The organism is Pseudomonas fluorescens (assembly GCF_019212185.1).
GTDB lineage: Bacteria > Pseudomonadota > Gammaproteobacteria > Pseudomonadales > Pseudomonadaceae > Aquipseudomonas.
This window is the reverse complement of sequence record NZ_CP078138.1, coordinates 4566495-4591110: the sequence shown is the minus strand read 5'-3', so window position 1 is coordinate 4591110 and position 24616 is coordinate 4566495. Positions and strand designations below refer to the sequence as shown.

Below are 24616 nucleotides of genomic sequence, written 5' to 3'. Positions count from 1 at the left end.
CGCAGGTCATTGAACGGACTCATGTTTTTTAATCTGCGTGAACGGTTGTAACTTCGTCGCAGATAGGTACAATGGCGCGGCTCGCCGACTGGCGAGTGTCGTTATGGTGACCCCATCGGTCCCCCCGCAACGATTACCCGTGAACCTGGTCAGATCCGGAAGGAAGCAGCCACAGCGGGAACATTGTGTGCCGGGGTGTGGCTGGTGGGGTTACCACCTATCTCTAAGTCCTTGAGTTCTCAGGGCACTCTTCGAAAAAAATTCAAATTGTCAGCGCTCTGTGCGCTATTCGTCGTTTCCGATCGCTCAACTGAAGCGCTTCTGCTGCGAAAATCCCTGGCAAACGCTTACACTCGCGGCCTATCAGCCGATTTCTCCCAGGCAGTCTCCCATGGCGCTCGATCCCCCCACGCTATTGATGCTTTCAATTGCCCTTGCCGGCGCAGCTGCGCTGTATCTGGCGATCGAGTGGCGGATTATTGGGGAGTCGTCGCTGCTGTTGTGGAGTGCGGGCTTTGCGACGATTTCCGTGGGTTCGACCCTGGCCCTGCTGCGGGTCAATGGCTTTTTGCTGATCGGTATCTGGTTCGCCAACGGCTTGCTGATCGTTGCTCACTGGTTTTTCCTGCTGGGAGTGGCGCGGTTTACCCAGCAGCGGCTGTCTCGTGGCTGGTATCTGATTTTCCTGCTTTGGCTGGGGCTGCTGTTGCTGCCGAATGAGCCGTCGTGGTCGAAGATCATGCTGATGGCCAACTCCCTGCTGGTTGCCGTGCTGATGATGCGGGCCAGCTTGTTGCTTCGGCCCCATGGCCGGTCGTTGAGTATTGGTGCGGTGCAGTTGCGCTACGTGCTGCTGGGTCATGGGCTTTTCTATTTGATCAAAGCCATGACCGCGGTCATTCCTGGCACCCTTATTGATCTGGCGGCCTTTCGCGGCGAGATCATTCAGATTTCGCTGGTCGAGGGGGCGATAGCAATCATGTTGATCGCGCTGTCGATGACCGGCACCGAGCGCTACCGACGGGAGCGGCAGATCGCCCGCCTGGCGGCGCGTGATCCGCTGACCGCGCTGTACAACCGGCGGGCCCTCGAGGTGCGGGCGCCGCGTCTGCTGGGCTCGGTCTCTGCGACGCATCCGGGTGCGGTGCTGTTGATCGATATCGATAACTTCAAACTGGTGAATGACTTGTATGGGCATACCGCCGGGGATCGCCTGCTGGTCACCCTCAGCGAGTTGATTCGTGGGGTATTGCCCGAGGGGGCATTGGTCGCCCGCTTGGGTGGCGATGAGTTCGTGATCCTGTTGAACGACGCCTCGAACGATAAGGTTGTCGGCCTGGGCGAAGCGCTGCGCAAGCAGTTCCAGCACGCCGCCGAGCAAGCGTTCGTGACCCCTGAGCCGGTCACCCTGAGCATGGGCGCAAGCCTGTTCGACCAGCCACCCGCCAGTCTCGCCCCCTTGATTGAGCAGGGCGACTCAGCTTTGTATGAGTCCAAGCGCAGCGGTCGCGACCGAATCCGCCTGGTGGATCGCACCCGTGGCGCTCATGCGTCGCTCTCCGTCGGTTGAGCGGCGCTACCCAGGGTTTTTATCGCGCGCGCAACACAGCAGTGGCAACGTCGGGCGTTGCCACTGCTGTGTTCTGTAACCGGCTCTAAGGCTTGGACAAGGCGTGATCAACCGCTGCGATCAGCTTTCCCAGATCCTTTGGGGGGGCTTTGTGTATGACACCGAATAGATAGGCTCGCTGTTCGTCTTCGTCGCCATAATCGGCGAAAAATACCTTGAGCTTCACTCCCAGAGCGCTGGCAAGCGTAAACAGTGCTTCCACGCTGGGGGTATAGGTGCCGGTTTCGAAGCGGCTGATGGTTTTGGGGTCAAAACCGGTTTTTTCGCCGAGTTCAGCCTGAGTGAGCCCCGCTACCTTGCGATAGCGTTTGATGGCTGGACCCAAACTTGAAATCTGCATCGCTCAATTCCCATTTAGAATCAAGAACTTAACGATAGATTTTGGCATTGCACAACTGCATGATTCATTACCTTGTCTTGCAAAATGTGATGTATTTCGTAGAATCGCGCTTTCTTACGGGTATTTCGGCACCTGAATATCGGGGTTGAGACGATATGAAACGGCCATCATCGGCCGCGATTTCGCCGATCGAGGCGTCGCGTAAGGCGGGTACGAGGTCGCTAAGACTAGTTGTTCTTTGGCTATTCGTGGGCCATCACCCGCCGTTCATGGAGTGTTGATGTGCATCTGATTTCACCCGCTGCCGGGCAATCCTGTTCCCGCTTACACACCTCTTCCGGGCGTTGCGCACTGGTCGAACCTTACGACCGCTAGCCACAACGGGCCAGACTCATGGATGAGAAATACCGCAAGGCAGTGGATGCCGCTGCCTTGTTCTGCGAAACCGACCTCGATGGCCGGATTACCTACGTCAACGATCAATTCTGCAGTGTTTCCGGCTATCGGCGAGACGAGCTGCTGGGCGCCGACCATCGCTTGGTTAATTCCGGCCTGCACCCGGCGGAATTCTTCGCCACATTGTGGCGCACCATTGCCTTGGGCAACGTCTGGAAGGGTGAAATCTGCAATCGCGCCAAGGACGGCAGCCTGTATTGGGTCGACTGCACCCTGTTGCCGGTGCTGGAGCCGGTGTCCGGGCGGGTCCATCGTTATCTGTCGATTGCCTTTGATGCCAGTGAAAAGCGCCGGCTGCTGCACGCACTGCAGTGGCGGGTGGGGCATGACGTACTGACCGGGCTGCCCAATCGAGCGTTCCTTTCCGACTTGTTGAATCAGGCGCTGGAGGGCTCGCGAATCGAAGAAGTGCCCCTGGCGGTGTGCATGCTCGACCTCGATGGCTTCAAGGCGGTGAATGACGGCTATGGCCATGCCAGCGGTGACTTGCTATTGGTCGAGGTCGCCAAGCGCCTGCGCAGCATGGTGCGCAGCGAAGATGTAGTGGCACGGTTGGCCGGCGACGAGTTCGTGCTGATCTTGCGCTATGTATACGATATCGCCGAGTTGCGCGGGGTGCTCAACCGCATACTCGGGGCGATTTCGTCTCCGTATTCGATCCTCGGGCATGAGGTCCAGGTCTGCGCCAGTATTGGCGTTACCCAGTTTCCGTTCGACAACGAAGATGCCGATACCCTGCTGCGTCACGCCGACCAGGCGATGTACGTGGCCAAGCAAAGCGGGCGCAATCGCTTTCATTTTTTCGATGTGCGCCGTGATCACGAGGTCAGGGCGACCCACCGTCGGTCTGGCGTCTAGGGCTGCGTCGGTGGCGTGCCGGTGTACAGCTGGATGATGGCGTCGATCTCCCCGGACATTTTCATCTTCAACAAGGTGCGCAGAATCCGTTGTACCGGCAGGGCAGGATCATTGCGCAGGTAGCAGCCGAGGTGGTTTTCCTGGAGTACCGCGACGGCGCTCATCTGCCGCTCGGGCGGCAGTTTCTGGTTGAACCATTCCAGTGTCCATTGATTGCTGACGGCGTAGTGCGTGCGCCCGGCCCGCAGTTTTTGCAGGACTTGCTGCTGGTTGCGTGCGTCATCGCGCCGCAATTGGCCGCTGTCGAAGAGCGGTTGCAGGGCAGGGTAGTCGTAGCCCAGCACGGTGCCGATACTCTGCGGCGCCAGCTGGGCGAGCGTCACCGGCGCGTGGCTGGCCTGGCTGCTTAGCAGCAGGTCGCGTTGAAACCACAGGGGAACACTCCAGATATAGTCGCCGGATTGGTTGGGCAGCCAGGATTGCGCGGCATAACAACGGATGTCGACTTCGCCGTGCTCCATGGCGTTTTGCACCCGGGCGCGAGCGAGGACATGAAATTCGGCAGGCATGCCAACCTGGGTTGCCAGGCTGAGCATCGCATCGTGGAGGATGCCCTGGGTCGGACGACCCTGTTCGATCTGCACCATGGGCATCGTCCAACTGTCGGTGATGGCGAAACGCAGTGGTGTCGGCGCCGCGATCGTGCTGGCGCTGAATAACATCAAAGCCCCCAAGGCTGAACGCATACAGTCTCCAACAAATACTGCCAGACGCCGATTAAAACGCCCCCCGAACACCAGCTTAGCCAGATTAGCCAAGCACACCGGATGCAATTTTGCCCTTGCTCCGCTAGCATTACCGGCTTCTGTTTCCCAGTCGCGACGGTTTTCGATGAGTTATCAGGTTCTTGCACGTAAATGGCGTCCGCGCTCGTTCCGCGAAATGGTCGGCCAGACCCATGTGCTCAAGGCTCTGATCAATGCCTTGGACAGCCAGCGGCTGCACCACGCCTATCTGTTCACCGGTACGCGCGGCGTGGGCAAGACCACCATTGCGCGGATCATAGCCAAATGCCTGAACTGTGAAACAGGCATCACGTCGACGCCTTGTGGCACCTGCTCGGTGTGCCGGGAAATCGACGAAGGGCGCTTCGTCGACCTGATCGAAATCGACGCCGCGAGCCGGACCAAGGTCGAGGACACCCGGGAGCTGCTCGACAACGTGCAGTACGCGCCGAGCCGTGGGCGCTTCAAGGTCTACCTGATCGACGAAGTGCACATGCTCTCCAGCCATTCCTTCAATGCGCTGCTGAAAACCCTCGAAGAGCCGCCACCGTACGTCAAGTTCATCCTGGCGACCACCGACCCGCAGAAACTTCCTGCAACGATTTTGTCGCGGTGCCTGCAGTTCTCTCTGAAGAACATGACGCCGGAACGGGTGGTCGAGCATTTGACCCACGTCCTGGGTGTCGAGAATGTGCCGTTCGAAGACGACGCGCTGTGGTTGCTCGGTCGCGCGGCCGACGGCTCGATGCGTGATGCCATGAGCCTGACCGACCAGGCGATCGCCTTCGGTGAAGGCAAGGTGATGGCTGCCGATGTGCGGGCGATGCTCGGCACCCTGGATCATGGCCAGGTCTACGATGTCCTGCATGCGTTGATCGAAGGCGACGCCAAGGCGCTGCTTGAGGCAGTACGCCATTTGGCCGAGCAGGGCCCGGACTGGAACGGCGTGCTCTCGGAAATCCTCAACGTGTTGCATCGGGTGGCGATTGCTCAGGCGTTGCCGGAAGGCGTCGACAACGGCCACGGCGACCGTGACCGGGTGTTGGCGCTGGCCCAGGCCCTGCCCGCCGAAGACGTGCAGTTCTATTACCAGATGGGCTTGATCGGGCGCCGCGACTTGCCCTTGGCGCCAGACCCCCGTGGCGGCTTCGAGATGGTCCTGCTGCGGATGCTGGCTTTCCGCCCGGCGGACACCGCCGATGCGCCGAGACAGCCACTAAAGCCAGTGGGGATCAGCCAGGCCACAGTTGATTCCGCTCAATCAGTGGCGGTCCCGCAGCGCGTAGTGCCGCCTGCACCTTCAGCAGCGCCGCCCGTGGCCCCCGTGCCGCAGCCTGAGACGCCGGCTGTGGTCGCCGAAGTGGAGCCTGCGCCGGTGGTGGCGGAGGAGGTCGTCGACCTGCCGTGGAACGATCCGATCCCGGTGCAGGACGAGCCTGTGCTGGAGACCGTCGCCGAGCAGCCGGACCTGACGCCGATGCCCGTGCCAGTACCCGACAGCGTGGTCCCCGACGCACCGGAATGGGCCGCCGCGCCGATTCCCGAGCCGTCCGTGGCCGAAGTCGACGCCGCCACGCCAGGCATGGACCTGGACGACGAGCCACCGCTGGATGAGGATTACATCGAGCCGGACATGGATTCGGCCTACAGCTACCTGGATGAACTGGCCAGCGAGCACGCTGCCGAACCTGCGCCCGAGCCGGAACCGGAACCCGCTGCGATGCCGGCGACGGGCCTGGCCCTGCAATGGCTGGAACTGTTCGCCAAACTGCCGATTTCCGGGATGACCGGGAGCATTGCCGCCAACTGCACGCTGATTGCCGTCGATGGCGACCATTGGCTGCTGCACCTGGACCCGGCGCATAGTGCCCTGTTCAATGCGACCCAACAGCGCCGGCTCAACGATGCGCTGAACCAGTATCACCAGCGCACCCTGACGCTGACCATCGAGCTGATCAAGCCGGAGCAGGAAACCCCGGCCCAGGCGGCGTCGCGGCGCCGTGCCGATCGCCAGCGCGAGGCTGAGGATTCGATCCACGGTGATCCGTTCATCCAGCAAATGATGCAGCAGTTCGGTGCGGTGATCCGTAACGATACTATTGAACCTGTCGAGGCCCTGGTCACCCAGGGTTAATAACTGAAGGCGTTCGGCCCACTGGCCGAGCGCCGTTTTGATCCACGTACTTTGAGGTGATTCCCATGATGAAAGGTGGCATGGCCGGCCTGATGAAGCAGGCGCAGCAGATGCAGGAAAAAATGGCCAAGATGCAGGAAGAGCTGGCCAACGCCGAAGTCACCGGTAAAGCCGGTGGCGATATGGTCACCGTGGTAATGACTGGTCGTCACGACGTCAAGCGCGTGACCATTGACCCAAGCCTGGTTGAAGGCCTGAGCGAAGACGACAAAGAGATGCTCGAGGCGGTGTTCGCTGCGGCCGTCAACGATGCCGTGCGCAAGATCGAAGCCAACAGCCAGGACAAAATGTCCGGCATGACCGCTGGCATGCAACTGCCGCCGGGCATGAAACTGCCATTCTGATTCGCATCAGCGCGGCAGATGGACTACAAGAAATGCCAGGCAACCCGCCTGGCATTTTTGTTTCCGGCGCCCGCCTGGTCACCACGGCCAGCGAAACATCGAACACCTGCGGTGTCCCGCGGTCTGCTCCTATACCCCTGAATCCATCGCTCAAGGAGACGCTGACATGCCTGACGAACTGACCCTCAACCAACGAATCGTACTGGCTTCCCGGCCGGTCGGTGCGCCGACCCCGGAGAACTTTCGCCTGGAGCGTGAAGCCCTGCCGGACCTGGCCGAGGGCCAGGTGTTGCTCAAGACCCTGTACCTGTCGCTCGATCCTTACATGCGCGGTCGCATGAGTGACGCACCGTCCTACGCGGCGCCGGTGGAGATCGGTGAAGTAATGACCGGTGGCGCTGTCAGTCGGGTCGAGCGCTCGCTGAATCCGAAGTTCCAGGAGGGCGACCTGGTGGTGGGTGCCACGGGCTGGCAGAGCCACAGCATCAGCGATGGCCGGGCGCTGATTCCGCTGCCGTCGGGGTTGCCCAGCCCGTCCATGGCGCTGGGTGTGCTCGGCATGCCGGGGATGACTGCCTACATGGGCCTGATGGACATCGGTCAGCCCCAGGCCGGAGAAACCCTGGTGGTGGCGGCGGCCTCCGGGGCCGTGGGGTCGGTGGTGGGGCAGGTGGCGAAGATCAAGGGCCTGAACGTGATTGGCGTGGCTGGCGGCGCCGATAAATGCCGCTACGTGGTGGATGAGCTGGGCTTCGATGCCTGTCTCGACCACAAGGCAGAGGACTTTGCCGAGCAATTGTCCCGGGCCTGCGGCGACGGCATCGATATCTATTTCGAGAACGTCGGCGGCAAGGTGTTCGATGCGGTGCTGCCATTGCTCAAGCCCAGGGCACGGATTCCGGTCTGTGGCTTGATTGCCCAGTACAACGCCACTGAGGCCCCGGCGGGCCCCGATCGCATGCCGCTGCTGCAGCGTACTTTGCTGACCAAGCGCGTGCGAATGCAGGGCTTTATCGTGTTTGACGACTACGGTGATCGTCACTCGGAATTCTTCAAGGCCATGGCGCCGTGGGTGCGTGAGGGCAAGGTGAAATTTCGCGAGGACGTGGCCGACGGTTTGGAGCAGGCGCCTGAGGCGTTTATCGGGCTGCTGGAGGGGCGCAACTTCGGCAAGCTGGTGGTGCGGGTTGCTAATGACTGAGCCGAACATGAGCATTTGACGCTGGCCAGAGGCGCGGGTATAAACCGCGTCTCGTTGTTTTGTCGGACCTTTCCCCATGAGCTTCAGCCCTTTGATTCGCCAACTGATCGACGCCCTGCGCACCTTGCCAGGCGTGGGTCAGAAAACCGCCCAGCGCATGGCGTTGCAACTGCTCGAGCGCGACCGCAGCGGTGGTTCAAGACTGGCTTCGGCCCTGAGCCAGGCGATGGAAGGAGTCGGGCATTGCCGCCTGTGCCGGACGCTGACCGAAGACGATCTGTGCCCGCAATGTTCAGACAGTCGACGCGACGACAGCCTGCTGTGTGTGGTGGAAGGCCCGATGGACGTCTATGCCGTCGAGCAGACCGGCTTTCGTGGTCGCTACTTCGTGCTCAAGGGGCATTTGTCGCCGCTTGACGGTCTGGGGCCGGAGGCCATCGGCATTCCGCAGCTGTTGGCGCGCATCGAAGCGGCCGGTACCTTTACAGAAGTCATCCTGGCCACCAACCCGACGGTGGAAGGCGAAGCCACGGCCCACTACATCGCCCAACTGCTCAGCAACAAGGGCCTGATCACCTCGCGTATCGCCCATGGCGTGCCCTTGGGTGGCGAACTGGAACTGGTGGACGGCGGCACCCTGGCGCATTCGTTTGCAGGGCGCAAACCGATTTCACTCTAAGGGGCTGTACGCACAATTCGGTTGAAAACCAAGCAAGCGCTCGGTTAACTTCGCTGAACCCTTCAGTGGAGTTTGCCGATGCCTGCCTTTCAGGAATACTTCGATCCCAGCCATGAATGTATCCGCGATAGCGTAAGACGCTTCGTCGAGCACGAAATATTGCCCGACATTGCGCAGTGGGAAGAGGCTGAGAGCTTTCCTCGCGAGCTCTACCGCAAGGCCGGCGCCGCCGGGATCCTTGGCATCGGTTACCCCGAAGCCCTGGGGGGCAGCCATGAAGGCGACCTGTTTGCCAAGGTCGCGGCCAGCGAGGAACTGATGCGCTGCGGATCGGGCGGACTGGTCGCCGGGCTGGGGTCGCTGGATATCGCTTTGCCACCGATCGTCAAATGGGCGCGTGCCCAGGTGCGTGAGCGCGTCGTGCCCCAAGTGCTGAGCGGCGAAAAAATCAGTGCCCTGGCGGTGACCGAACCCAGCGGCGGCTCCGACGTCGCCAACTTGAAGACCCGCGCTGTGCGCGACGGCGACCACTACCGGGTCAACGGCAGCAAAACCTTTATCACCAGCGGCGTGCGCGCGGATTTCTACACAGTCGCGGTGCGCACCGGCGAGCCCGGTTTTGGCGGCATCAGCCTGTTACTGATCGAGAAGGACACCCCCGGATTCACCGTCGGGCGCTCGCTGAAAAAAATGGGCTGGTGGGCTTCGGACACCGCTGAGCTGTTTTTTGACGATTGCCGGGTGCCGGTGGAGCACCTGATCGGCGCCGAGAACATGGGCTTTGCCTGCATCATGGGCAACTTCCAGAGTGAGCGCCTGGCCCTGGCCCTCATGGCTAACATGACCGCCCAACTCGCGCTGGAAGAGAGCCTGAATTGGGCGCGCCAGCGCGAAGCCTTCGGCAAACCGATCGGCAAGTTCCAGGTGCTCAAGCATCGCCTGGCGGAAATGGCCACGGCGCTGGAAGTCTCCCGCGAGTTCACCTATCGCCAGGCGGCGAAAATGGCCGCCGGCAAGAGTGTGATCAAGGAAATTTCCATGGCCAAGAACTTCGCCACCGACACCGCCGACCGCATCACCCACGACGCGGTGCAGATCCTCGGCGGAATGGGTTACATGCGTGACAGTCTGGTTGAACGTCTGTACCGCGATAACCGCATCCTGTCGATCGGCGGCGGCACGCGGGAGGTGATGAACGAGATCATCAGCAAGCAGATGGGGCTGTAGATTGCGCTATGGCGGCCTCTGGGGGGAGGCGGAGTACATATCCAAATCCCGGTCGGCCCAGAGGTCACCACCCAAGCAGATTCTCTCTCCACAGGCGCAGATATCGCAGTCACCCCCAAATCTGTGTGGAGCGAGCCTGCTCGCGATAGCGCCAGGACCGACACCGCCTACTGTTCGGACAACCCAAACTGCGTCAGGCAGAAGGTCGGGATGCCCATGTCTTCCAGGCGCTGCGAGCCGCCGAGTTCCGGCAGGTCGATGATCGCCGCCGCTTCGAAAATTTTCGCGCCCATGCGCCGTGCCAGGTTGGCGGCGGCGATCAGGGTGCCGCCGGTGGCGATCAGGTCATCGAACATCAGCACCGAGTCGCCTTCGCACAGGCTGTCGGCGTGGACTTCGAGGAAGGCTTCGCCGTACTCGGTCTGGTAACCCTCGGCCAGCACGTCCGCTGGCAGTTTGCCCTGCTTGCGGAACAACACCAGGGGTTTATTCAACTGGTAGGCGAGCACTGAGCCGATCAGGAAGCCGCGGGCATCCATGGCGCCAATGTGGGTGAACTCGGCTTCGACATAACGATGGGCAAAGCTGTCCATCACCAGGCGCAGGGCCTTGGGCGACTGGAACAACGGGGTGATGTCACGGAAAATCACGCCTGGTTTGGGGAAGTCGATCACGGGGCGGATCAGGGATTTGATGTCGAAAGTGTCGATGAGCATCGTCGAGATGTCCTGGCAGGCTGCAAACGCAGGAGTATAACGGCGGCCGGGCAGGTTCGCCCGGCCGCGTGCACGGCATCAGCCTTCGACGGAGCCGCCGGCCAGTGCGCACAGCTGGATCGGGTCAAGGATATGCACTTCCTTGCCTTCGGCGGCGAGCAGCTCGTTCTGCTGGAAGCGGGTAAACACGCGCGACACGGTTTCCACCGCCAGGCCCAGATAATTGCCGATTTCGTTGCGTGACATGGCCAGGCGGAACTGGTTGGCCGAGAAGCCGCGGGCTCGGAAACGCGCGGATAGGTTGACCAGGAATGTGGCGATGCGTTCGTCAGCGGTTTTCTTCGACAGCAGCAGCATCATTTGTTGATCGTCGCGAATCTCCCGACTCATCACCCGCATCAACTGACGACGCAATTGCGGCAGTTGCAGGGCCAGTTCGTCGAGGCGCTCGAAGGGGATTTCGCACACGGAGGTGGTTTCCAGGGCCTGGGCCGACACCGGATGGGTCTCGGTGTCCATCCCCGACAGGCCGACCAGCTCGCTCGGCAAATGGAAGCCAGTGATTTGCTCCTCGCCAGTGTCGCTGAGGCTGAAGGTCTTCAGTGCACCTGAGCGTACGGCAAACACTGAGTCGAACTTGTCGCCCTGACGAAACAGAAATTCGCCTTTTTTCAGCGGTCGACCGCGTTTAACGATGTCGTCCAGCGCATCCATGTCTTCCAGATTCAGCGAAAGCGGAAGGCAGAGGGGGGCCAGGCTGCAATCCTTGCAATGGGCCTGGCTGTGAGCGCGCAGCTTAACTGGCTCGGACATTTCTTAGATCCTTGTGGGAAGAACACACATAAGGTGTAAGGGTAACCCACGTGAGGACCATCAGACCAGTGCGCGGCATTATGGCGCAGGCCATCCGGGGAAAATAAAAGGGTCAAATTACCCGCGAGAAGCGCTGGCGATTCTGTTGTTCCAAATACGCGTCAAACACCATGCACACCGAGCGCACCAGCAGCCGTCCCGCCGGCAATACCTCAATGCGCTGACTGTCGAGCGAAATAAGGCCGTCATCGGTCATGGCCATCAATTGGGGCCAAAGTTCTGCGAAGTAGCCGCGAAAATCCAGATTGAAGCGGTGTTCGATATGAGCGAAGTCGAGGCGGAAATTGCAGATGAGTTGCTGAATGACCTCACGACGAATCCGGTCATCCTGATTGCAGATCAGGCCGCGGCTGGTGCCCAGTTGCGAGCTGGCCAAGGCGTTTTGGTATTCAGTCAGGTCACTGCTGTTCTGGCAGTACAGATCACCGATCTGGCTGATGGCCGATACGCCGAGGCCGATCAGGTCGCAATGACCATGGGTGGTGTAGCCCTGAAAGTTGCGTTGCAGGGTCGACTCCTCCTGGGCAATGGCCAGGTCGTCATCGGGCAGGGCAAAGTGGTCCATGCCGATGTAGCGGTATCCGGCGGCGGTCAATTGTTCGATGGTGCGCTGCAGCATCTGCAGTTTTTCCGCAGGGCTGGGCAAGTCCTGGTTGTTGATGCGCCGCTGTGGCATGAACCGCTCAGGGAGATGGGCGTAGTTGAAGACCGAGAGCCGGTCCGGCTGCAGGCTGATGACTTCTTCGACGGTGCGGGCGAAATTCTCTGCGGTCTGTTTGGGCAGGCCGTAGATCAGGTCGATGTTGATTGAGCGAAACTGCAGGGTGCGCGCGGCGTCGATCACGGCACGGGTTTCGTCCAGGCTCTGCAGGCGATTGACGGCACGTTGCACGGCCGGGTCGAGGTCCTGCAGGCCGATGCTGACCCGGTTGAAGCCCAGTTCGCGTAAAAGCCCCATGGTTGACCAATCGGCTTCCCGTGGGTCGATCTCGATGCCGTAGTCCCCGGAGTCGCCCTCCAGCAAATTGAAATGTTTGCGCAGTTGCGCCATCAGTTGGCGCAGTTCGTCGTGACTGAGGAAAGTCGGGGTGCCACCGCCGAGGTGCAGTTGTTCGACGGTCTGTCCGGGGTCGAGGTGGCAGGCGATCAACTGGATCTCCTGCTCCAGGCGTTGAAGGTAGGGCAGGGCCCGGCCTCGGTCCTTGGTGATGACTTTGTTGCAGGCGCAGTAATAGCAAATGTTCGCGCAGAACGGCAGGTGCACGTACAGCGACAACGGGCGCTGGGCCTTGCGGCTGTCACGCAGGGCGTGCAACAGGTCGAAGCTGCCGACCTGGCTGTGGAATTGCACCGCTGTCGGGTAGGAGGTGTAGCGGGGGCCCGCGAGGTCGTAGCGGCGGATCAGATCGGTGTCCCAACGAATGGTGTCGAGCATGCGGGCATTTCCCGGAGAGGCTGGCAATGGCGCCAGTCTAGGGGGATGCCCGGCGGGGCATGTTGATTTGTATCAACGCTGACATGGGCCTGCCGGCGTCTAGTGCCCCATCAGCCAGTGCTGGTGCGGCCCAGGCAGGGTCCAAAGGCCGAACAGGATGACCAGTAGGCCGCCGCTCGTGCGCACGCTGCGTTTGCGCAGCAGCGCCGTGACCCGTTCGGCGGCGAGGCCGGTGGCCAGCAATACCGGCCAGGTGCCGAGGCCGAAGGCGAGCATCAGCAAGGCGCTGTCGAGGGCGTTGCCCTGACTGGCCGACCACAGCAGCGTGCTGTAGACCAGTCCGCACGGCAGCCAGCCCCACAGAGCGCCCAGCAGCAGGGCGCGAGGCAGGCTGGAAACCGGTAGCAGGCGGTTGGCCATTGGCTGGATATGCCGCCACAGACCTCGTCCGAGGCTTTCAATGCGGGTCAAGCCGCTCCACCAGCCCGCGAGGTACAGGCCCATGGCAATCAGCAGCAGGCCGGCCAGCACTCGCATGAACAGCGCCGCCGGACTGTTGGCCATTGCCCAGCCCGCCAGGCCAATCAGCAGGCCGGCAGTGGCGTAGCTGAGCACTCGACCCAGGTTGTACGCCAGCAGCAGGCGAAAACGCCGGCTGCGCTGTTCCTTGGGAATCGCCAGGGTCAGGGCGCCCATCAGGCCACCGCACATGCCCAGGCAATGGCCGCCACCGAGCAGCCCGAGGATCAGTGCCGAGACCAGCAGTGGCGCCAGTTCAAGCATGGGGAGGTGTCTTGTCTTGGGGGTTGGCTGGCGGCGTTGGCGTGCCGTCGGCCTCGTTGATCGCCGCCTTGTGGTTCGGATCCTGGTCGTCGAACAGAATGCTGTGGGCCGGACCGTCGAGGTCGTCGTACTGGCCGCTGTCGACGGCCCAGAAGAAGATGTAGATGGCGATGGCGACAATCAGCAGCGCCGCCGGGATCATCACGTAGAGTGCTGGCATCGGTACTCCATGGCGAGCGGCTCAGGCCGGCAACGCGCGGGTCTGTGTCGGGGTGCTGGCAACCTGCTTGGGCAGGCGGGTCAGGCGCAAGGCATTGAGCACCACGGTCAACGAACTGATGGACATGCCGACGGCGGCCCACACCGGAGTGATCCAGCCGAGGGCGGCGAACGGCAACATCAGGCCATTGTACAGCCCGGCCCACAGCAGGTTCTCGATAATCACCCGGCGGGTCCGGCGTGCCAGGCTGAAGGCCTGTACCAGCGCGTCCAGGCGGTTGGACAAGAGCACCGCATCGGCGCTGGTTTTTGCCAGGTCGGTGGCCGAGCCCATGGCCACGCTGATGTCGGCGGCGGCGAGCACCGGCACGTCGTTGACCCCGTCACCGAGCATCAACACTTTGCGTCCCTGTTGATGCAGTTGCTGCAATACCTGCAGTTTGTCGTCCGGGCGCAGGCCGCCTCGGGCTTCGTCTATGCCCAACTCGGCGGCAACACTGGCGACCATCGGCGAACTGTCGCCCGACAGCAGCAGCGTGCGCCAACCCCGCGCCTTGCAGGCCGCGAGCAAGGCAGGCGCGTCGGCCCGCAGTCGATCGTCGAGGACCAGCCAGGCGAGGGCGCCACTGCTATCGCCCAAGAGCAACCACTGGCCGGCCTCGTCGGGCATTGCCGGCACCGCGCAGCCGCTGAGGGCGCAGACGAAGGCCGGCTGGCCAATGCGCAGGCGTTGCGTCCCGACCTGACCCTCAAGGCCCAGGCCGGGGCTGCTGAGGACTTCGTCGGCGGCCAGCGGAGCGCGACCGAATGCGCGGGCAATCGGGTGTTCGGAGCGGTTTTCCAGGGCGGCGGCGAGGGCCAGGCACTGATCGCTGTCGAGGTCCGCCAGCGGCCTGATCGCACGCAACGCCAGGCGGCCCTCGGTGAGCGTGCCGGTCTTGTCGAAAATCACTGTGTCGATCTGATTCAGGCCTTCGAGCACATGGCCTCGGGTCAGCAGCAGGCCGAGCTTGTGCAGGGTGCCGGTGGCGGCGGTCAGGGCGGTCGGCGTCGCCAGCGACAGGGCGCAAGGGCAGGTGGCGACCAACATCGCCAGAACAATCCAGAAGGCGCGGCTGGCGTCCAGTTGCCACCACAGCAGGCCAATAGCAGCGGCGGCCACCAGCGACAGTAACAGGAACCACTGCGCTGCCTTGTCGGCGATTTCCGCCAGTCGCGGTTTTTCCGCCTGGGCGCGGTCCAGCAGGCGGACGATGGCGGACAGCCGGGTGTCTTGGCCCAGGGCGAGGACTTCGACGGTCAACGCGCCTTCGACGTTCAGCGTGCCGGCGGTCACGGCATCGCCACGGGCGCGTGCTTGTGGCAGGTATTCGCCGGTCAGCAGCGACTCATCAATGCTTGATTGGCCCTCGAGAATCTTGCCGTCCGCCGGCAGGATTGCGCCGGGATGGACCAGCACTCGATCACCCAGGCGCAGTTCACTGAGGAGGATCCGCTCGGCTTGACCATCGGCTCCCAGGCGCAGGCAGGACGCTGGCAGCAGGTTGACCAGTTGCGCGGTGGCCGCGGCGGTGCGCTCGCGGGCGCGACGTTCGAGGTAGCGACCGGCCAACAGGAACAGCGCAAACATGCCGACCGCGTCGAAGTAGAGTTCTCCGACCCCGGTGATCGAGGTCCAGATGCCGGCCAGGTACGCGCCGCCGATGGCCAGTGAGACCGATACATCCATGGTCAGGTGGCGGGTGCGCAGATCGCGCATGGCGCCCTTGAAGAACGGCGCGCAACTGTAGAACACGATGGGTGTGGTGAGAAACAGCGCGACCCAGCGCAGGATGGCGTGCAGTTCCGGGCTGAGGTCGATGTTGAATTCCGGCCAGGTGGCCATGGTTGCCATCATCGCCTGGAACCACAGCAGCCCGGCGACTCCCAGTTGACGCAAGGCCAGGCGGTTTTCGCTGGCCAATTGCTCGCTGGCGCGGTCGGCCTGATACGGGTGGGCGGCGTAGCCGATGTGCCGCAGTTCGCTGAGCACCTGGCTCAGGGGTAGTTGGCTGTCGGCCCAGCGCACGTGCAGGCGATGGTTCGACAGGTTCAGCCGGGCCTCGGCCACGGCGGGCAGGCTGCGCAAGTGTTTTTCGATCAACCAGCCGCAGGCGGCGCAGCTGATACCTTCCATCAATAAAGTGGTTTCGGCGAGGTCGCCTTCATGACGCACGAAAGGTTGCTGCACATCGGCCCGATCGTACAGCGCCAGTTCGTCCACCAGTTGCACTGGCAAGGCGTCGGGATTGGCCGAGGCTTCGCTGCGGTGCTGGTAATAGCTGTCCAGGCCGCCGGCGACAATCGCTTCGGCCACCGCCTGGCAACCCGGGCAGCAGAACTCGCGGGACTCCCCGAGCACGACGGCGGTGAAGCGGCTGCCGGAGGGGACGGGCAGGGCGCAGTGGTAGCAGGGGAGTGGGGTGGTCATCTGATAAATCTATGTTGTCCGCAAGGGCCTCTTCGCGAGCAGGCTCGCTCCCACCTGTTTCTTGGACACTGGAGATCCATTGTGGGAGCGAGCCTGCTCGCGAATGCGCGAAGCGCAGGGTTACCGCTTCAGGTCTTCAGCACCTTGCAGCGGCTCATCGCCCAGCAGCAGGTCCTTGTCGTGGCTGACCTGTTCTTCTTCGAACATGCGCCAGATATGGTCGTCCTGGCTGCCCAGCAATTCGACAAAACGCCGGCCTTCAACCTTGTCGTTGACCTGGCCGACGTAGCGACCTTGCTCGGTTTCACTGCGGGTGAGGATGATCTTGCGGTCCTTCTCTGGCTGGGTCGGCGAGATCAGGTTGAGTTCCAGGGTCTGTGGCTGGCTGTCGCCGGTCAGGTGCAGGGTGACTTCGCCCGTCATGCCGTCCAGGTGTACGTTGGCGCGCAATTGCAGGTTCTGGGCCAGCAACTCGCGGTCGAGCGAGCGGTTGATGCCTTTGCCGGCCTCGTAGTAGTTGTCGTTGACCAGGTTGTCCGGGTTGTTCACCGCGATGGTCACCATCGACAGGGTCAGTGTCACCGAGCAGGCCAGGATGCCGATGATGATCCATGGCCAGAGGTGCTTGTACCAGGGGCTGGTGACGTTTGCTGCAGGCATGATGACTTCTCTCAACGAATTTGTGGGCCGATGAATCGGCTCTTGGCTTCAACGTGGACGCTGTCGTCTTCGGCATCGCGGAGGATGAATTTCACCTCGTTGGTGCTCGACGGCAATTGTTCTGGTGAACTGGACAGCTCGACCGGCATGCTGAAAATCTCACCGGCACCGACGTTGATCTCGCGCTTGCCCTGCAGTCGCAGGTCCGGCAGGCCGGCGGCTTCGAGGACGTAGGTGTGGTCGCGCTGGTCCTTGTTCATGACTTTCAGGCTGTAGACGTTCTCGATTCGCCCCTCGGCGTTCTCGCGATACAGCACGCGGTCCTTGCTGACGTCGAAACCCACCAGCGGGCGCATGAAGAACGCGGTGATCAGCAGGGTGATCATCGCCAGCAGGACCAGGGCGTAGCCAATCAGGCGCGGGCGCAGTTTATGGGTTTTTTGCCCGGACAGGTTGTGCTCGGTGGTGTAGCTGATCAACCCGCGTGGATAGTTCATCTTGTCCATGATGCTGTCGCAGGCGTCGATGCAGGCCGCGCAGCCGATGCATTCGATCTGCAGGCCGTCACGAATATCGATCCCGGTAGGGCAGACCTGGACGCACATGGTGCAATCGATGCAGTCGCCCAGGCCCTGGGCCTTGTAGTCCACGCCTTTCTTGCGTGGACCACGGGCTTCGCCACGGCGCGGGTCGTAGGAGACGATCAGGGTGTCCTTGTCGAACATCACGCTCTGGAAGCGCGCATACGGACACATGTAGATGCACACTTGCTCACGCAGCCAGCCGGCGTTGCCATAGGTGGCGAGGGTGAAGAAACCGACCCAGAAATACGACCAGCCATCGGCTTGCCCGGTGAAAAACTCGATCACCAGTTCGCGGATCGGCGAAAAATAGCCGACAAAGGTCATGCCGGTGACAAAGCCGATCAATAGCCACAGCGAGTGTTTGCTGAGTTTACGCAGGAATTTGTTGGCGCTCATTGGCGCTTTGTCGAGCTTGATGCGTTGGTTGCGATCACCTTCGGTGACTTTTTCGCACCACATGAAGATCCAGGTCCAGACACTCTGCGGGCAGGTATAGCCGCACCAGACGCGTCCGGCGTACACGGTAATAAAGAACAGGCCGAAGGCGGCGATGATCAGCAGGCCGGACAGCAGGATGAAATCCTGGGGCCAGAATGTCGCGCCAAAAATGAAGAATTTGCGTTCCGGCAGGTTCCACCAGACGGCCTGGTGGCCACCCCAATTGAGCCAGACCGTGCCAAAGTACAGCAGGAACAGGCCGGCGCCGCCCATCATCCGCAAATTGCGGAACAGACCGGTGAAGGCGCGGGTGTAGATTTTTTCCCGGGAGGCGTAGAGGTCGACGCTGTTGTTCGCGTTCTTGGCGGGCGGAGTGACGTCGTGTACAGGAATCTGATTGCTCATCGATGCATCCCACGGCAGTGGAAAAATGCCTCGGTCAGTACGTGCCAACCGGGGTCAAAAAGGCTATTGCAGTGGCTTAATGATACGCCTGTAGCTCTAGCTCAAGGGTGCGACCTTTGGTCGCGTTGGGGGAAGGCCCTGAATGGTGTAGCAAATGTAACAAATCATGATGCAGGTCAATTGACTTGTTCAGTATGGACGATTTTGCCGGCACCACTCTCGCGATCAGCAGGTGGCGCGCCGCCATTACCCTGAAATATCGGCAATTAATTGCATCGGGTCAGGGGGCTGTCCCGATTCATTGAGGGTCAGTAAGTTGTGTTCCGTTCAGGTTCGGCCTGAAACGACACCACTCACCCTTTATGAAAAAGGACTTTTATGAAGCCCATGACCTGTTACAGGATCGCCGCACTGCTGGCGGTTTTTTGCGTTGCGCCGGCAGCCCTGTCTGCAGCTACCCATGATCCACCCGCTCATCTTGTCTTCACCTCCGATCCTCAGTATCCCTGGAGCGAAAGCTCCGACGAAGGGCAGCCCGAGACCGATGCAAAAAGAGACGCCCGCTCGAAGTGGCTGATCGAAACCCAATACGCGGATGTTGCCGACTTCAGGAAGAACTTCGGCGGCGCCAGCCGGGTGCCGGTGATGATCAATGGCGACATCACCGCGTACGGTCATGACTGGCAGCGTTCAGTGGTGATGCCGATCCTCGATGCCAAGCTGGAACGGACCTACGACTACGGCCTGGGCAATCACGACTACGAAAACAACGTCGATGACTGCTTTCTCAATCGTTGTGCCGCCGCCAGTGTCGAGGCCATCAAGGAGCGTTACTGGGGCAAGGTCGACAGCATGGATTTCGGCGTACGGGTGTTGGGCAATACCGACATTTATTACGGCAGCCTGGCCTATGCGAAAACCTTTGGCGATCTGTTGTTGGTCCAGTTGCACAATGAGCCGACCTACACCGCCACCTTCAGCACCGGGGTGCCCTGGATCAGCGCCAAAGAGTTCGAGATCAATGATTCGCTGGACTGGCTGGAAGGCATCTTGAGGAAGGCCCGTGAGCAGGGCCGGATTGTCATCCTGAGCATGCACAAACCGCGGGACTGGGCTGGGGATGGGCAACAGCTCGAGCGGTTGCGCAGCATGGTCGAGCGATATCGGGTGACGGCGGTGTTCGCCGGTCATTATCACGAGTATTCGGGTCGCTACTGGAGCGCGTCGGAGCAGTTCGGTACGGTGCCGGTGTTTCTCAGCGGTTCGGCGTCACAGCAGACCTATCTGATTGCCAGTTTCTCCAAGGACCGCAAGACCCTGACGGTCAATCGGGTTAGGGCAAACAATTGGCCCAGCCGGCAGGTCGAGTCGGAGATTGAAGTCCGTTACTAAAAGGCTTTGCGCCATTATGCAAAACGGCCCCGTCAGTTATCTGGCGGGGCCGTTTTAGTGTTGCATCAAGCAGCGTTAGCCTTACTCGGCGTCCGCAGCCTTCTCACCGTGAGACAGGCTGTAAACGTAGGCGGCCAGCAGGTGAACCTTGTCGTTACCCTGCATTTGCTCTTGCGCAGGCATCTGGCCCTGACGGCCGTAACGGATGGTCTGCTGCAGTTGAGCGAAGCTCGAACCGTAGATGAAGGCGGCCGGGTGCGTCAGGTTTGGCGCGCCCATGGCGGGTGTGCCTTTACCTTCAGGACCATGGCAAACCGCGCAGTTGGTGGCGAACAGTTTCTGCCCGGCAACCGGATCGGCCTTGGTGCCTTCCGGCAGCTTGCGACCATCGAGGTTGGTCAGGACAAATGCAGCCACATCGCTGACGCCTTGCTCACCGATCACTTCAGCCCAGGCCGGCATGACGGCGTGGCGACCGCCCATGATGGTGGTCTTGATTTCTTCCGGCGAACCGCCCCAGCGCCAGTCGGCGTCGGTCAGGTTCGGGAAGCCGTAGGCGCCCTTGGCGTCGGAACCGTGGCAAACCGAGCAGTTGGAGGCGAACAGACGGCCTCCCATCTTCAGGGCTTGTGGGTCCTTGGCCACTTCTTCAATCGGCATGGCCGCGAATTTGGCGAAGATCGGCCCGAACTTGGCATCCGACTTGGCCATTTCCTTTTCCCACTCGTGAACACCGGTCCAGCCGGACTGGCCGTTGGCGAAGGGGGTCTGCTTCTCGTTGTCCAGGTAGGTGTAGCCTGGCAGCAGGCCTTTCCAGTTACCCAGGCCCGGGTACAGCGCCAGGTAACCCAAGGCGAAGATGATGGTGCCGACGAACAGCATGAACCACCATTTCGGCAACGGGTTGTCGTATTCCTCGATCCCGTCGAACGAGTGGCCAACGGTTTCATCCGTCTGCTCGGCGCGCTGGCCCTTGCGGGTCGACAGCAGCAGCCAGGTCAGGGCGAAGATGGTACCCAGACTGAGGACTGTGACGTACAGACTCCAGAACGTAGTCATTCTTTGTTACTCCTAGAAGCTTGCTCGACGTGCTTGATGGCTTCGGGATCATCCGCGAAAGGCAGCAAGGTCGCGTCTTCAAACTCGGACTTGCGCTTGGGGCTGAACACCCACAGGGCCAGGCCGATAAAGGCAACCATCACGACAACGGTGCCCAGGCCACGAATCATCCCGATATCCATTTAGATCACCGTTTGCTTTTGATGATGGTGCCCAGGCCTTGCAGATAGGCCACCAGCGCGTCCATTTCGGTCTTGCCCTTCACGGCATCCTTGGCACCGGCGATGTCTTCGTCGGTGTAAGGGACGCCGAGCGTGCGCAGGACTTCCATTTTCTTGGCGGTGTCCTTGCCGTCGAGCTTGTTTTCCACGAGGAACGGGTAGGCCGGCATTTTCGACTCGGGCACTACGTTGCGCGGGTTGTACAAGTGCGCACGCTGCCAGTCATCGGAGTAACGACCGCCGACACGGGCCAGGTCCGGACCGGTACGCTTGGAGCCCCACAGGAACGGGTGGTCCCAGACGCTTTCACCGGCAACCGAGTAGTGGCCGTAACGTTCGGTTTCAGCACGGAACGGACGGATCATCTGCGAGTGGCAGCCGACACAGCCGTTGGCGATATAAACGTCGCGGCCTTCCAGTTCAAGGGCGGTGCGCGGCTTCATGCCTTCGACCGGCTTGTTGGTGACGTCCTGGAAAAACAGCGGAACGATTTGGGTCAGGCCGCCAACGCTGACGGCGATGACCATGAAGAAGGCCAGCAGGCCAATATTCTTCTCGACTGCTTCATGCTTCATCAGTGAGCTCCAACTACAGCGATCTTGGTAGCGGCTTCAGCTTCGGCTGGGTCCGAGGCACGTACGGTACGGAATACGTTGTAGGCCATGAACAGCATGCCGCTAGCGAAGAATGCACCGCCCAGGGCGCGAACGATAAAGCCCGGGTGGCTGGCTTGCAGCGCTTCAACAAACGAGTAGGTCAGGGTGCCGTCGTCGTTGATTGCACGCCACATCAGGCCCTGGGTGATGCCGTTGACCCACATCGAAGCGATGTAGAGCACGGTACCGATGGTCGCGAGCCAGAAGTGGGTGTTGATCAGTGCGGTGCTGTGCATCTGCGCACGACCGAACAGTTTCGGGATCATGTGGTAGATGGCACCGATCGAGATCATCGCTACCCAGCCCAAGGCACCGGCGTGTACGTGGCCGATGGTCCAGTCGGTGTAGTGAGACAGCGAGTTGACGGTCTTGATGGCCATCATCGGGCCTTCGAAGGTCGACATGCCGTAGAACGCCAGCGAGACGACCAGGAAGCGCAGAATCGGGTCGGTACGCAGCTTATGCCAGGCGCCCGACAGGGTCATCATGCCGTTGATCATGCCGCCCCAGCTTGGTGCCAGCAGGATGATCGACATTGCCATGCCCAGGGATTGAGCCCAGTCCGGCAGTGCGGTGTAGTGCAGGTGGTGCGGACCGGCCCAGATGTACAGGGTGATCAGTGCCCAGAAGTGCACGATGGAGAGGCGATAGGAGTAGATCGGACGTTCGGCCTGTTTCGGCACGAAGTAGTACATCATCCCCAGGAAGCCGGTGGTCAGGAAGAAACCTACGGCGTTGTGGCCGTACCACCATTGGATCATCGCGTCAGTCGCACCGGAATAGGCCGAGTAGGACTTGAAGAAACTGACCGGCAGCGAGGCGTGGTTGACGATGTGCAGCATCGCCGTCACGACGATGAACGCACCGTAGAACCAGTTGCCCACATAGATGTGCTTGGTCTTGCGCTTGGTGATGGTGCCGAAGAACACCAGACCGTAGGTTACCCAGACGATGGCCAGCAGAATAGCCAGGGGCCATTCCAGTTCCGCGTATTCCTTGGTGGTGGTGTAACCCAGCGGCAAGGTAATGATCGCGCCGACGATCACCGCTTGCCATCCCCAGAAGGTGAAGGCGGCGAGGCTGTCGGAAATCAGTCGCGTTTGGCAGGTTCGCTGCACGACATAATAGGAAGTGGCAAACAACGCACAACCACCGAAGGCGAAAATCACCAGGTTGGTGTGCAGTGGGCGCAGGCGTCCAAAGCTCGTCCATGGCAGACCGAAGTTCAACTCCGGCCAGACCAGTTGCGAGGCGATGAATACACCGAGCCCCATGCCAAGGATCCCCCAGACCACCGTCATGATGGCGAACTGGCGGACTACCTTATAGTTATAAGCAGTCGGACTGATTGCTGTGCTCATTCTAAGGTTCCACGGTTTGGGTGTTTTATTAGGGATAAAAATCGGCCGCAAGTATGGAGAAAGCGGGGGGTCATTGCAACGCGCCATGACCTGGGTCAATGCTTTCAAAAGCTGATTCTGCGGCCTTTCCATGCGCCGCGTAGGGTCAAATTTACCCAGGGGCAAAATGTCCCGGCGGACGAAAAAGGCGAGGGGGTCGAGTCAGTTGTAACGGGGTGTGTTTAAACGAGGCGTTCAGGTGACAGACGGCAACTTGGTCGACAGCCGGTATCTACCGGCGTTTGCGGCCTGTCATCGAACAGATTCGTCGAAACCATCCTGTACGGTTGACCTGCGACCGGCCGTTGCCAGTCCGCTTCGCAGCAAGCTTAGACGCGAATCTGCGGAACCGAAAGGCAGCGCTTTTTGGGGGTGCGACAATGGGTCGCAAAGGAGGCGGGAACTGCCGCATCGGAAGATGCGGCAGTGATGCGGATGGGATTTATTCGCCTTTGGCTTCTGCTTGCAGGGGTTGTCCGCCGGTGCCATGGGAGAGGCTGTAGACGTAGGCCGCCAGCAACTGCACTTTGTCATTACCGAGCAGTTCGTGCTGCGCCGGCATATGGCCCTGGCGACCATGGCGAATGGTCTGCTGCAGTTGCGCCAAGCTGGTGCCGTAGATGAAAGCGGCCGGTTGGGTCAGGTTCGGAGCGCCCATCGCTTCCATGCCCTGACCGTTGGCGCCATGGCACGCTACGCAGGTGGTGCTGAACGCCTGCTGTCCGGCTTGCAGGTCGGCACCGCTGTCCTGAGGCAGCGGCAGGCCCGCCAGTTCGTGGCGCACATAGGCTGCGACGTTCTTCACGCCGGCTTCGCCGAGCATGTCGCCCCAGGCCGGCATCGCCGCGATGCGTCCACCCATGATCGTGGTCTTGATCGCCTCGGCGCTGCCGCCCCAGCGCCAGGTGCTGTCGGCCAGGTTGGGGAAGCCGAAGGCGCCCTTGGCGTCCGAGCCGTGGCACACCGAGCAGTTGGAGGCGAACAGGCGTCCACCCATTTTCAACGCTTGCGGGTCCTTGGCCACTTCTTCCACCGGCATCGCTGCAAATTTGGCGAAGATCGGCCCGAACTTTGCGTCAGCCTTGGCCATTTCCTTGTCCCATTCCTTGGTCTGGGTCCAGCCGTCCTGATAACCCGGCAGGATGCCTTTCCAGTTACCCAGGCCCGGGTAGAGGATGAGGTAGCCGACGGCGAACACCAGGGTGCCGGCGAACAGCAGGAACCACCATTGCGGCAGTGGGTTGTCGTATTCCTCGATGCCATCGAAGGCATGGCCCATGGTCTGGTCGACACTGCCCTTGGTCTCGCCCTTGCGGGTGCCGACCAGCAGCCAGGTCAGGCCGATCAGGCTGCCAATGGTCAGTACGCAGATCCACGTACTCCAGAAGGTGGTCATGGCCGGGTGCTCCTTGTGCCAGTTTCTTGGGTGCTGTCGGGTTGCGGCTCATCGGCAAACGGCAACAGGCGCGCTTCGGCAAATTCCGGGGTGCGCTTGCTGTTAAACACCCACAGTGTCAGGCCGATAAAGGCCACGAACACCACGAGCGTACCCAGGCCGCGGATCATTCCAGTGCTCAAATCAATCACCATG

At 61.2% G+C, this 24616-nt stretch carries 23 protein-coding genes, 1 other RNA gene and 1 pseudogene; 9 read left to right on the top strand and 16 right to left on the bottom strand.

Translation table 11 applies throughout. The features are described from left to right. The first annotated feature begins 113 nt into the window (after positions 1 to 113). Together ffs and KW062_RS20350 are read left to right on the top strand one after the other, a co-directional pair. Positions 114 to 210, top strand: an RNA gene (gene ffs, locus KW062_RS20355) — signal recognition particle sRNA small type. Between the two features lie 181 nt (positions 211 to 391). Beyond that, complete coding sequence (locus KW062_RS20350; protein ID WP_105754514.1) at positions 392 to 1570, top strand: GGDEF domain-containing protein; 1179 nt, start codon at positions 392 to 394, stop codon at positions 1568 to 1570. A gap of 85 nt (positions 1571 to 1655) precedes the next feature. On the opposite strand, the gene KW062_RS20345 is transcribed toward KW062_RS20350, so the two are convergent. After that, entirely contained in the window at positions 1656 to 1970 is a 315-nt protein-coding gene (locus tag KW062_RS20345; protein WP_027618014.1) for a helix-turn-helix domain-containing protein, read from the bottom strand. 393 nt (positions 1971 to 2363) lie between these two features. On the opposite strand from KW062_RS20345, the pseudogene KW062_RS20340 reads away from it, so the two are divergent. Continuing rightward, a pseudogene (locus KW062_RS20340) lies at positions 2364 to 3269 on the top strand (diguanylate cyclase domain-containing protein); the annotation flags it as partial. Between the two features lie 11 nt (positions 3270 to 3280). Here KW062_RS20340 and KW062_RS20335 read toward each other — a convergent pair. Continuing rightward, entirely contained in the window at positions 3281 to 4030 is a 750-nt protein-coding gene (locus tag KW062_RS20335; RefSeq protein WP_027618013.1) for a substrate-binding periplasmic protein, read from the bottom strand. 145 nt (positions 4031 to 4175) lie between these two features. Here KW062_RS20335 and dnaX point away from each other — a divergent pair, with 145 nt between their 5' ends. From dnaX to KW062_RS20310, 5 genes are all read left to right on the top strand, one after another. Further along, complete coding sequence (dnaX, locus tag KW062_RS20330; RefSeq protein ID WP_027618012.1) at positions 4176 to 6203, top strand: DNA polymerase III subunit gamma/tau; 2028 nt, start codon at positions 4176 to 4178, stop codon at positions 6201 to 6203. 65 nt (positions 6204 to 6268) lie between these two features. After that, a complete protein-coding gene (locus tag KW062_RS20325; RefSeq protein WP_008028561.1) occupies positions 6269 to 6607 on the top strand; it encodes a YbaB/EbfC family nucleoid-associated protein in 339 nt (112 codons plus the stop codon). Positions 6608 to 6773: 166 nt separating this feature from the next. Continuing rightward, the gene (locus tag KW062_RS20320; protein WP_105754515.1) at positions 6774 to 7808 is read left to right on the top strand and encodes an NADP-dependent oxidoreductase; all 1035 of its coding nucleotides are present in this window, start codon (positions 6774 to 6776) and stop codon (positions 7806 to 7808) included. A gap of 76 nt (positions 7809 to 7884) precedes the next feature. Then, entirely contained in the window at positions 7885 to 8487 is a 603-nt protein-coding gene (gene recR / locus KW062_RS20315; protein ID WP_105754516.1) for a recombination mediator RecR, read from the top strand. 78 nt (positions 8488 to 8565) lie between these two features. Further along, entirely contained in the window at positions 8566 to 9714 is a 1149-nt protein-coding gene (locus tag KW062_RS20310) for an acyl-CoA dehydrogenase family protein (protein ID WP_105754517.1), read from the top strand. A 167-nt stretch (positions 9715 to 9881) separates the two neighbouring features. Here the strand turns inward: KW062_RS20310 and KW062_RS20305 are convergent, their stop codons facing one another. The 8 genes from KW062_RS20305 to ccoG all read right to left on the bottom strand — a co-directional run bounded on the left by KW062_RS20305 (position 9882) and on the right by ccoG (position 18297). Further along, complete coding sequence (locus KW062_RS20305; RefSeq protein WP_027618008.1) at positions 9882 to 10430, bottom strand: adenine phosphoribosyltransferase; 549 nt, start codon at positions 10428 to 10430, stop codon at positions 9882 to 9884. A 78-nt stretch (positions 10431 to 10508) separates the two neighbouring features. Next, entirely contained in the window at positions 10509 to 11243 is a 735-nt protein-coding gene (gene fnr, locus KW062_RS20300; RefSeq protein WP_027618007.1) for a fumarate/nitrate reduction transcriptional regulator Fnr, read from the bottom strand. A gap of 112 nt (positions 11244 to 11355) precedes the next feature. Next, complete coding sequence (hemN, locus tag KW062_RS20295; RefSeq protein WP_105754518.1) at positions 11356 to 12738, bottom strand: oxygen-independent coproporphyrinogen III oxidase; 1383 nt, start codon at positions 12736 to 12738, stop codon at positions 11356 to 11358. Between the two features lie 99 nt (positions 12739 to 12837). After that, positions 12838 to 13521 carry a sulfite exporter TauE/SafE family protein gene (locus KW062_RS20290; protein WP_027618005.1) on the bottom strand — a complete coding sequence of 228 codons (684 nt, stop codon included), beginning with the start codon at positions 13519 to 13521 and terminating at the stop codon, positions 12838 to 12840. Further along, positions 13514 to 13741, bottom strand: coding sequence for a cbb3-type cytochrome oxidase assembly protein CcoS (ccoS, locus tag KW062_RS20285; protein WP_027618004.1), 228 nt, complete (start codon positions 13739 to 13741; stop codon positions 13514 to 13516). The genes KW062_RS20290 and ccoS overlap by 8 nt, the downstream gene beginning before the upstream one ends. Positions 13742 to 13762: 21 nt before the next feature. After that, positions 13763 to 16210: a heavy metal translocating P-type ATPase gene (locus KW062_RS20280; protein ID WP_105754519.1), complete on the bottom strand. Its 2448-nt coding sequence runs from the start codon at positions 16208 to 16210 to the stop codon at positions 13763 to 13765. A 120-nt stretch (positions 16211 to 16330) separates the two neighbouring features. Continuing rightward, complete coding sequence (locus KW062_RS20275; RefSeq protein ID WP_027618002.1) at positions 16331 to 16870, bottom strand: FixH family protein; 540 nt, start codon at positions 16868 to 16870, stop codon at positions 16331 to 16333. An 11-nt stretch (positions 16871 to 16881) separates the two neighbouring features. Next, a complete protein-coding gene (gene ccoG, locus KW062_RS20270) occupies positions 16882 to 18297 on the bottom strand; it encodes a cytochrome c oxidase accessory protein CcoG (RefSeq protein ID WP_105754520.1) in 1416 nt (471 codons plus the stop codon). Positions 18298 to 18684: 387 nt separating this feature from the next. Here ccoG and KW062_RS20265 point away from each other — a divergent pair, with 387 nt between their 5' ends. Then, positions 18685 to 19689: a metallophosphoesterase family protein gene (locus KW062_RS20265; RefSeq protein WP_033866084.1), complete on the top strand. Its 1005-nt coding sequence runs from the start codon at positions 18685 to 18687 to the stop codon at positions 19687 to 19689. A gap of 81 nt (positions 19690 to 19770) precedes the next feature. Here the strand turns inward: KW062_RS20265 and ccoP (KW062_RS20260) are convergent, their stop codons facing one another. From ccoP (KW062_RS20260) to KW062_RS20235, 6 genes are all read right to left on the bottom strand, one after another. After that, positions 19771 to 20748 carry a cytochrome-c oxidase, cbb3-type subunit III gene (gene ccoP, locus KW062_RS20260; protein ID WP_027617999.1) on the bottom strand — a complete coding sequence of 326 codons (978 nt, stop codon included), beginning with the start codon at positions 20746 to 20748 and terminating at the stop codon, positions 19771 to 19773. Continuing rightward, a complete protein-coding gene (locus tag KW062_RS20255; protein ID WP_003175465.1) occupies positions 20745 to 20930 on the bottom strand; it encodes a CcoQ/FixQ family Cbb3-type cytochrome c oxidase assembly chaperone in 186 nt (61 codons plus the stop codon). The genes ccoP (KW062_RS20260) and KW062_RS20255 overlap by 4 nt, the downstream gene beginning before the upstream one ends. Positions 20931 to 20935: 5 nt before the next feature. Beyond that, a complete protein-coding gene (gene ccoO, locus KW062_RS20250) occupies positions 20936 to 21544 on the bottom strand; it encodes a cytochrome-c oxidase, cbb3-type subunit II (protein ID WP_007905434.1) in 609 nt (202 codons plus the stop codon). Continuing rightward, the gene (gene ccoN, locus KW062_RS20245; protein ID WP_027617998.1) at positions 21544 to 22986 is read right to left on the bottom strand and encodes a cytochrome-c oxidase, cbb3-type subunit I; all 1443 of its coding nucleotides are present in this window, start codon (positions 22984 to 22986) and stop codon (positions 21544 to 21546) included. Before ccoN ends, ccoO begins: the two co-directional genes overlap by 1 nt. A 481-nt stretch (positions 22987 to 23467) precedes the next feature. Continuing rightward, complete coding sequence (gene ccoP, locus KW062_RS20240; protein ID WP_105754521.1) at positions 23468 to 24421, bottom strand: cytochrome-c oxidase, cbb3-type subunit III; 954 nt, start codon at positions 24419 to 24421, stop codon at positions 23468 to 23470. After that, positions 24418 to 24615, bottom strand: a complete 198-nt coding sequence (locus KW062_RS20235; RefSeq protein WP_027617996.1) for a cbb3-type cytochrome oxidase subunit 3 — start codon at positions 24613 to 24615, stop codon at positions 24418 to 24420. The genes ccoP (KW062_RS20240) and KW062_RS20235 overlap by 4 nt, the downstream gene beginning before the upstream one ends. Position 24616 lies beyond the last annotated feature (1 nt).

Bases quoted from the DNA above. Each gene is read 5' to 3' on its own strand.
- KW062_RS20350 (WP_105754514.1), top strand. From the start codon at position 392: ATGGCGCTCGATCCCCCCACGCTATTGATGCTTTCAATTGCCCTTGCC.
- KW062_RS20345 (WP_027618014.1), bottom strand. From the start codon at position 1,970: ATGCAGATTTCAAGTTTGGGTCCAGCCATCAAACGCTATCGCAAGGTA.
- KW062_RS20335 (WP_027618013.1), bottom strand. From the start codon at position 4,030: ATGCGTTCAGCCTTGGGGGCTTTGATGTTATTCAGCGCCAGCACGATC.
- dnaX (WP_027618012.1), top strand. From the start codon at position 4,176: ATGAGTTATCAGGTTCTTGCACGTAAATGGCGTCCGCGCTCGTTCCGC.
- KW062_RS20325 (WP_008028561.1), top strand. From the start codon at position 6,269: ATGATGAAAGGTGGCATGGCCGGCCTGATGAAGCAGGCGCAGCAGATG.
- KW062_RS20320 (WP_105754515.1), top strand. From the start codon at position 6,774: ATGCCTGACGAACTGACCCTCAACCAACGAATCGTACTGGCTTCCCGG.
- recR (WP_105754516.1), top strand. From the start codon at position 7,885: ATGAGCTTCAGCCCTTTGATTCGCCAACTGATCGACGCCCTGCGCACC.
- KW062_RS20310 (WP_105754517.1), top strand. From the start codon at position 8,566: ATGCCTGCCTTTCAGGAATACTTCGATCCCAGCCATGAATGTATCCGC.
- KW062_RS20305 (WP_027618008.1), bottom strand. From the start codon at position 10,430: ATGCTCATCGACACTTTCGACATCAAATCCCTGATCCGCCCCGTGATC.
- fnr (WP_027618007.1), bottom strand. From the start codon at position 11,243: ATGTCCGAGCCAGTTAAGCTGCGCGCTCACAGCCAGGCCCATTGCAAG.
- hemN (WP_105754518.1), bottom strand. From the start codon at position 12,738: ATGCTCGACACCATTCGTTGGGACACCGATCTGATCCGCCGCTACGAC.
- KW062_RS20290 (WP_027618005.1), bottom strand. From the start codon at position 13,521: ATGCTTGAACTGGCGCCACTGCTGGTCTCGGCACTGATCCTCGGGCTG.
- ccoS (WP_027618004.1), bottom strand. From the start codon at position 13,741: ATGCCAGCACTCTACGTGATGATCCCGGCGGCGCTGCTGATTGTCGCC.
- KW062_RS20280 (WP_105754519.1), bottom strand. From the start codon at position 16,210: ATGACCACCCCACTCCCCTGCTACCACTGCGCCCTGCCCGTCCCCTCC.
- KW062_RS20275 (WP_027618002.1), bottom strand. From the start codon at position 16,870: ATGCCTGCAGCAAACGTCACCAGCCCCTGGTACAAGCACCTCTGGCCA.
- ccoG (WP_105754520.1), bottom strand. From the start codon at position 18,297: ATGAGCAATCAGATTCCTGTACACGACGTCACTCCGCCCGCCAAGAAC.
- KW062_RS20265 (WP_033866084.1), top strand. From the start codon at position 18,685: ATGACCTGTTACAGGATCGCCGCACTGCTGGCGGTTTTTTGCGTTGCG.
- ccoP (WP_027617999.1), bottom strand. From the start codon at position 20,748: ATGACTACGTTCTGGAGTCTGTACGTCACAGTCCTCAGTCTGGGTACC.
- KW062_RS20255 (WP_003175465.1), bottom strand. From the start codon at position 20,930: ATGGATATCGGGATGATTCGTGGCCTGGGCACCGTTGTCGTGATGGTT.
- ccoO (WP_007905434.1), bottom strand. From the start codon at position 21,544: ATGAAGCATGAAGCAGTCGAGAAGAATATTGGCCTGCTGGCCTTCTTC.
- ccoN (WP_027617998.1), bottom strand. From the start codon at position 22,986: ATGAGCACAGCAATCAGTCCGACTGCTTATAACTATAAGGTAGTCCGC.
- ccoP (WP_105754521.1), bottom strand. From the start codon at position 24,421: ATGACCACCTTCTGGAGTACGTGGATCTGCGTACTGACCATTGGCAGC.
- KW062_RS20235 (WP_027617996.1), bottom strand. From the start codon at position 24,615: ATGGTGATTGATTTGAGCACTGGAATGATCCGCGGCCTGGGTACGCTC.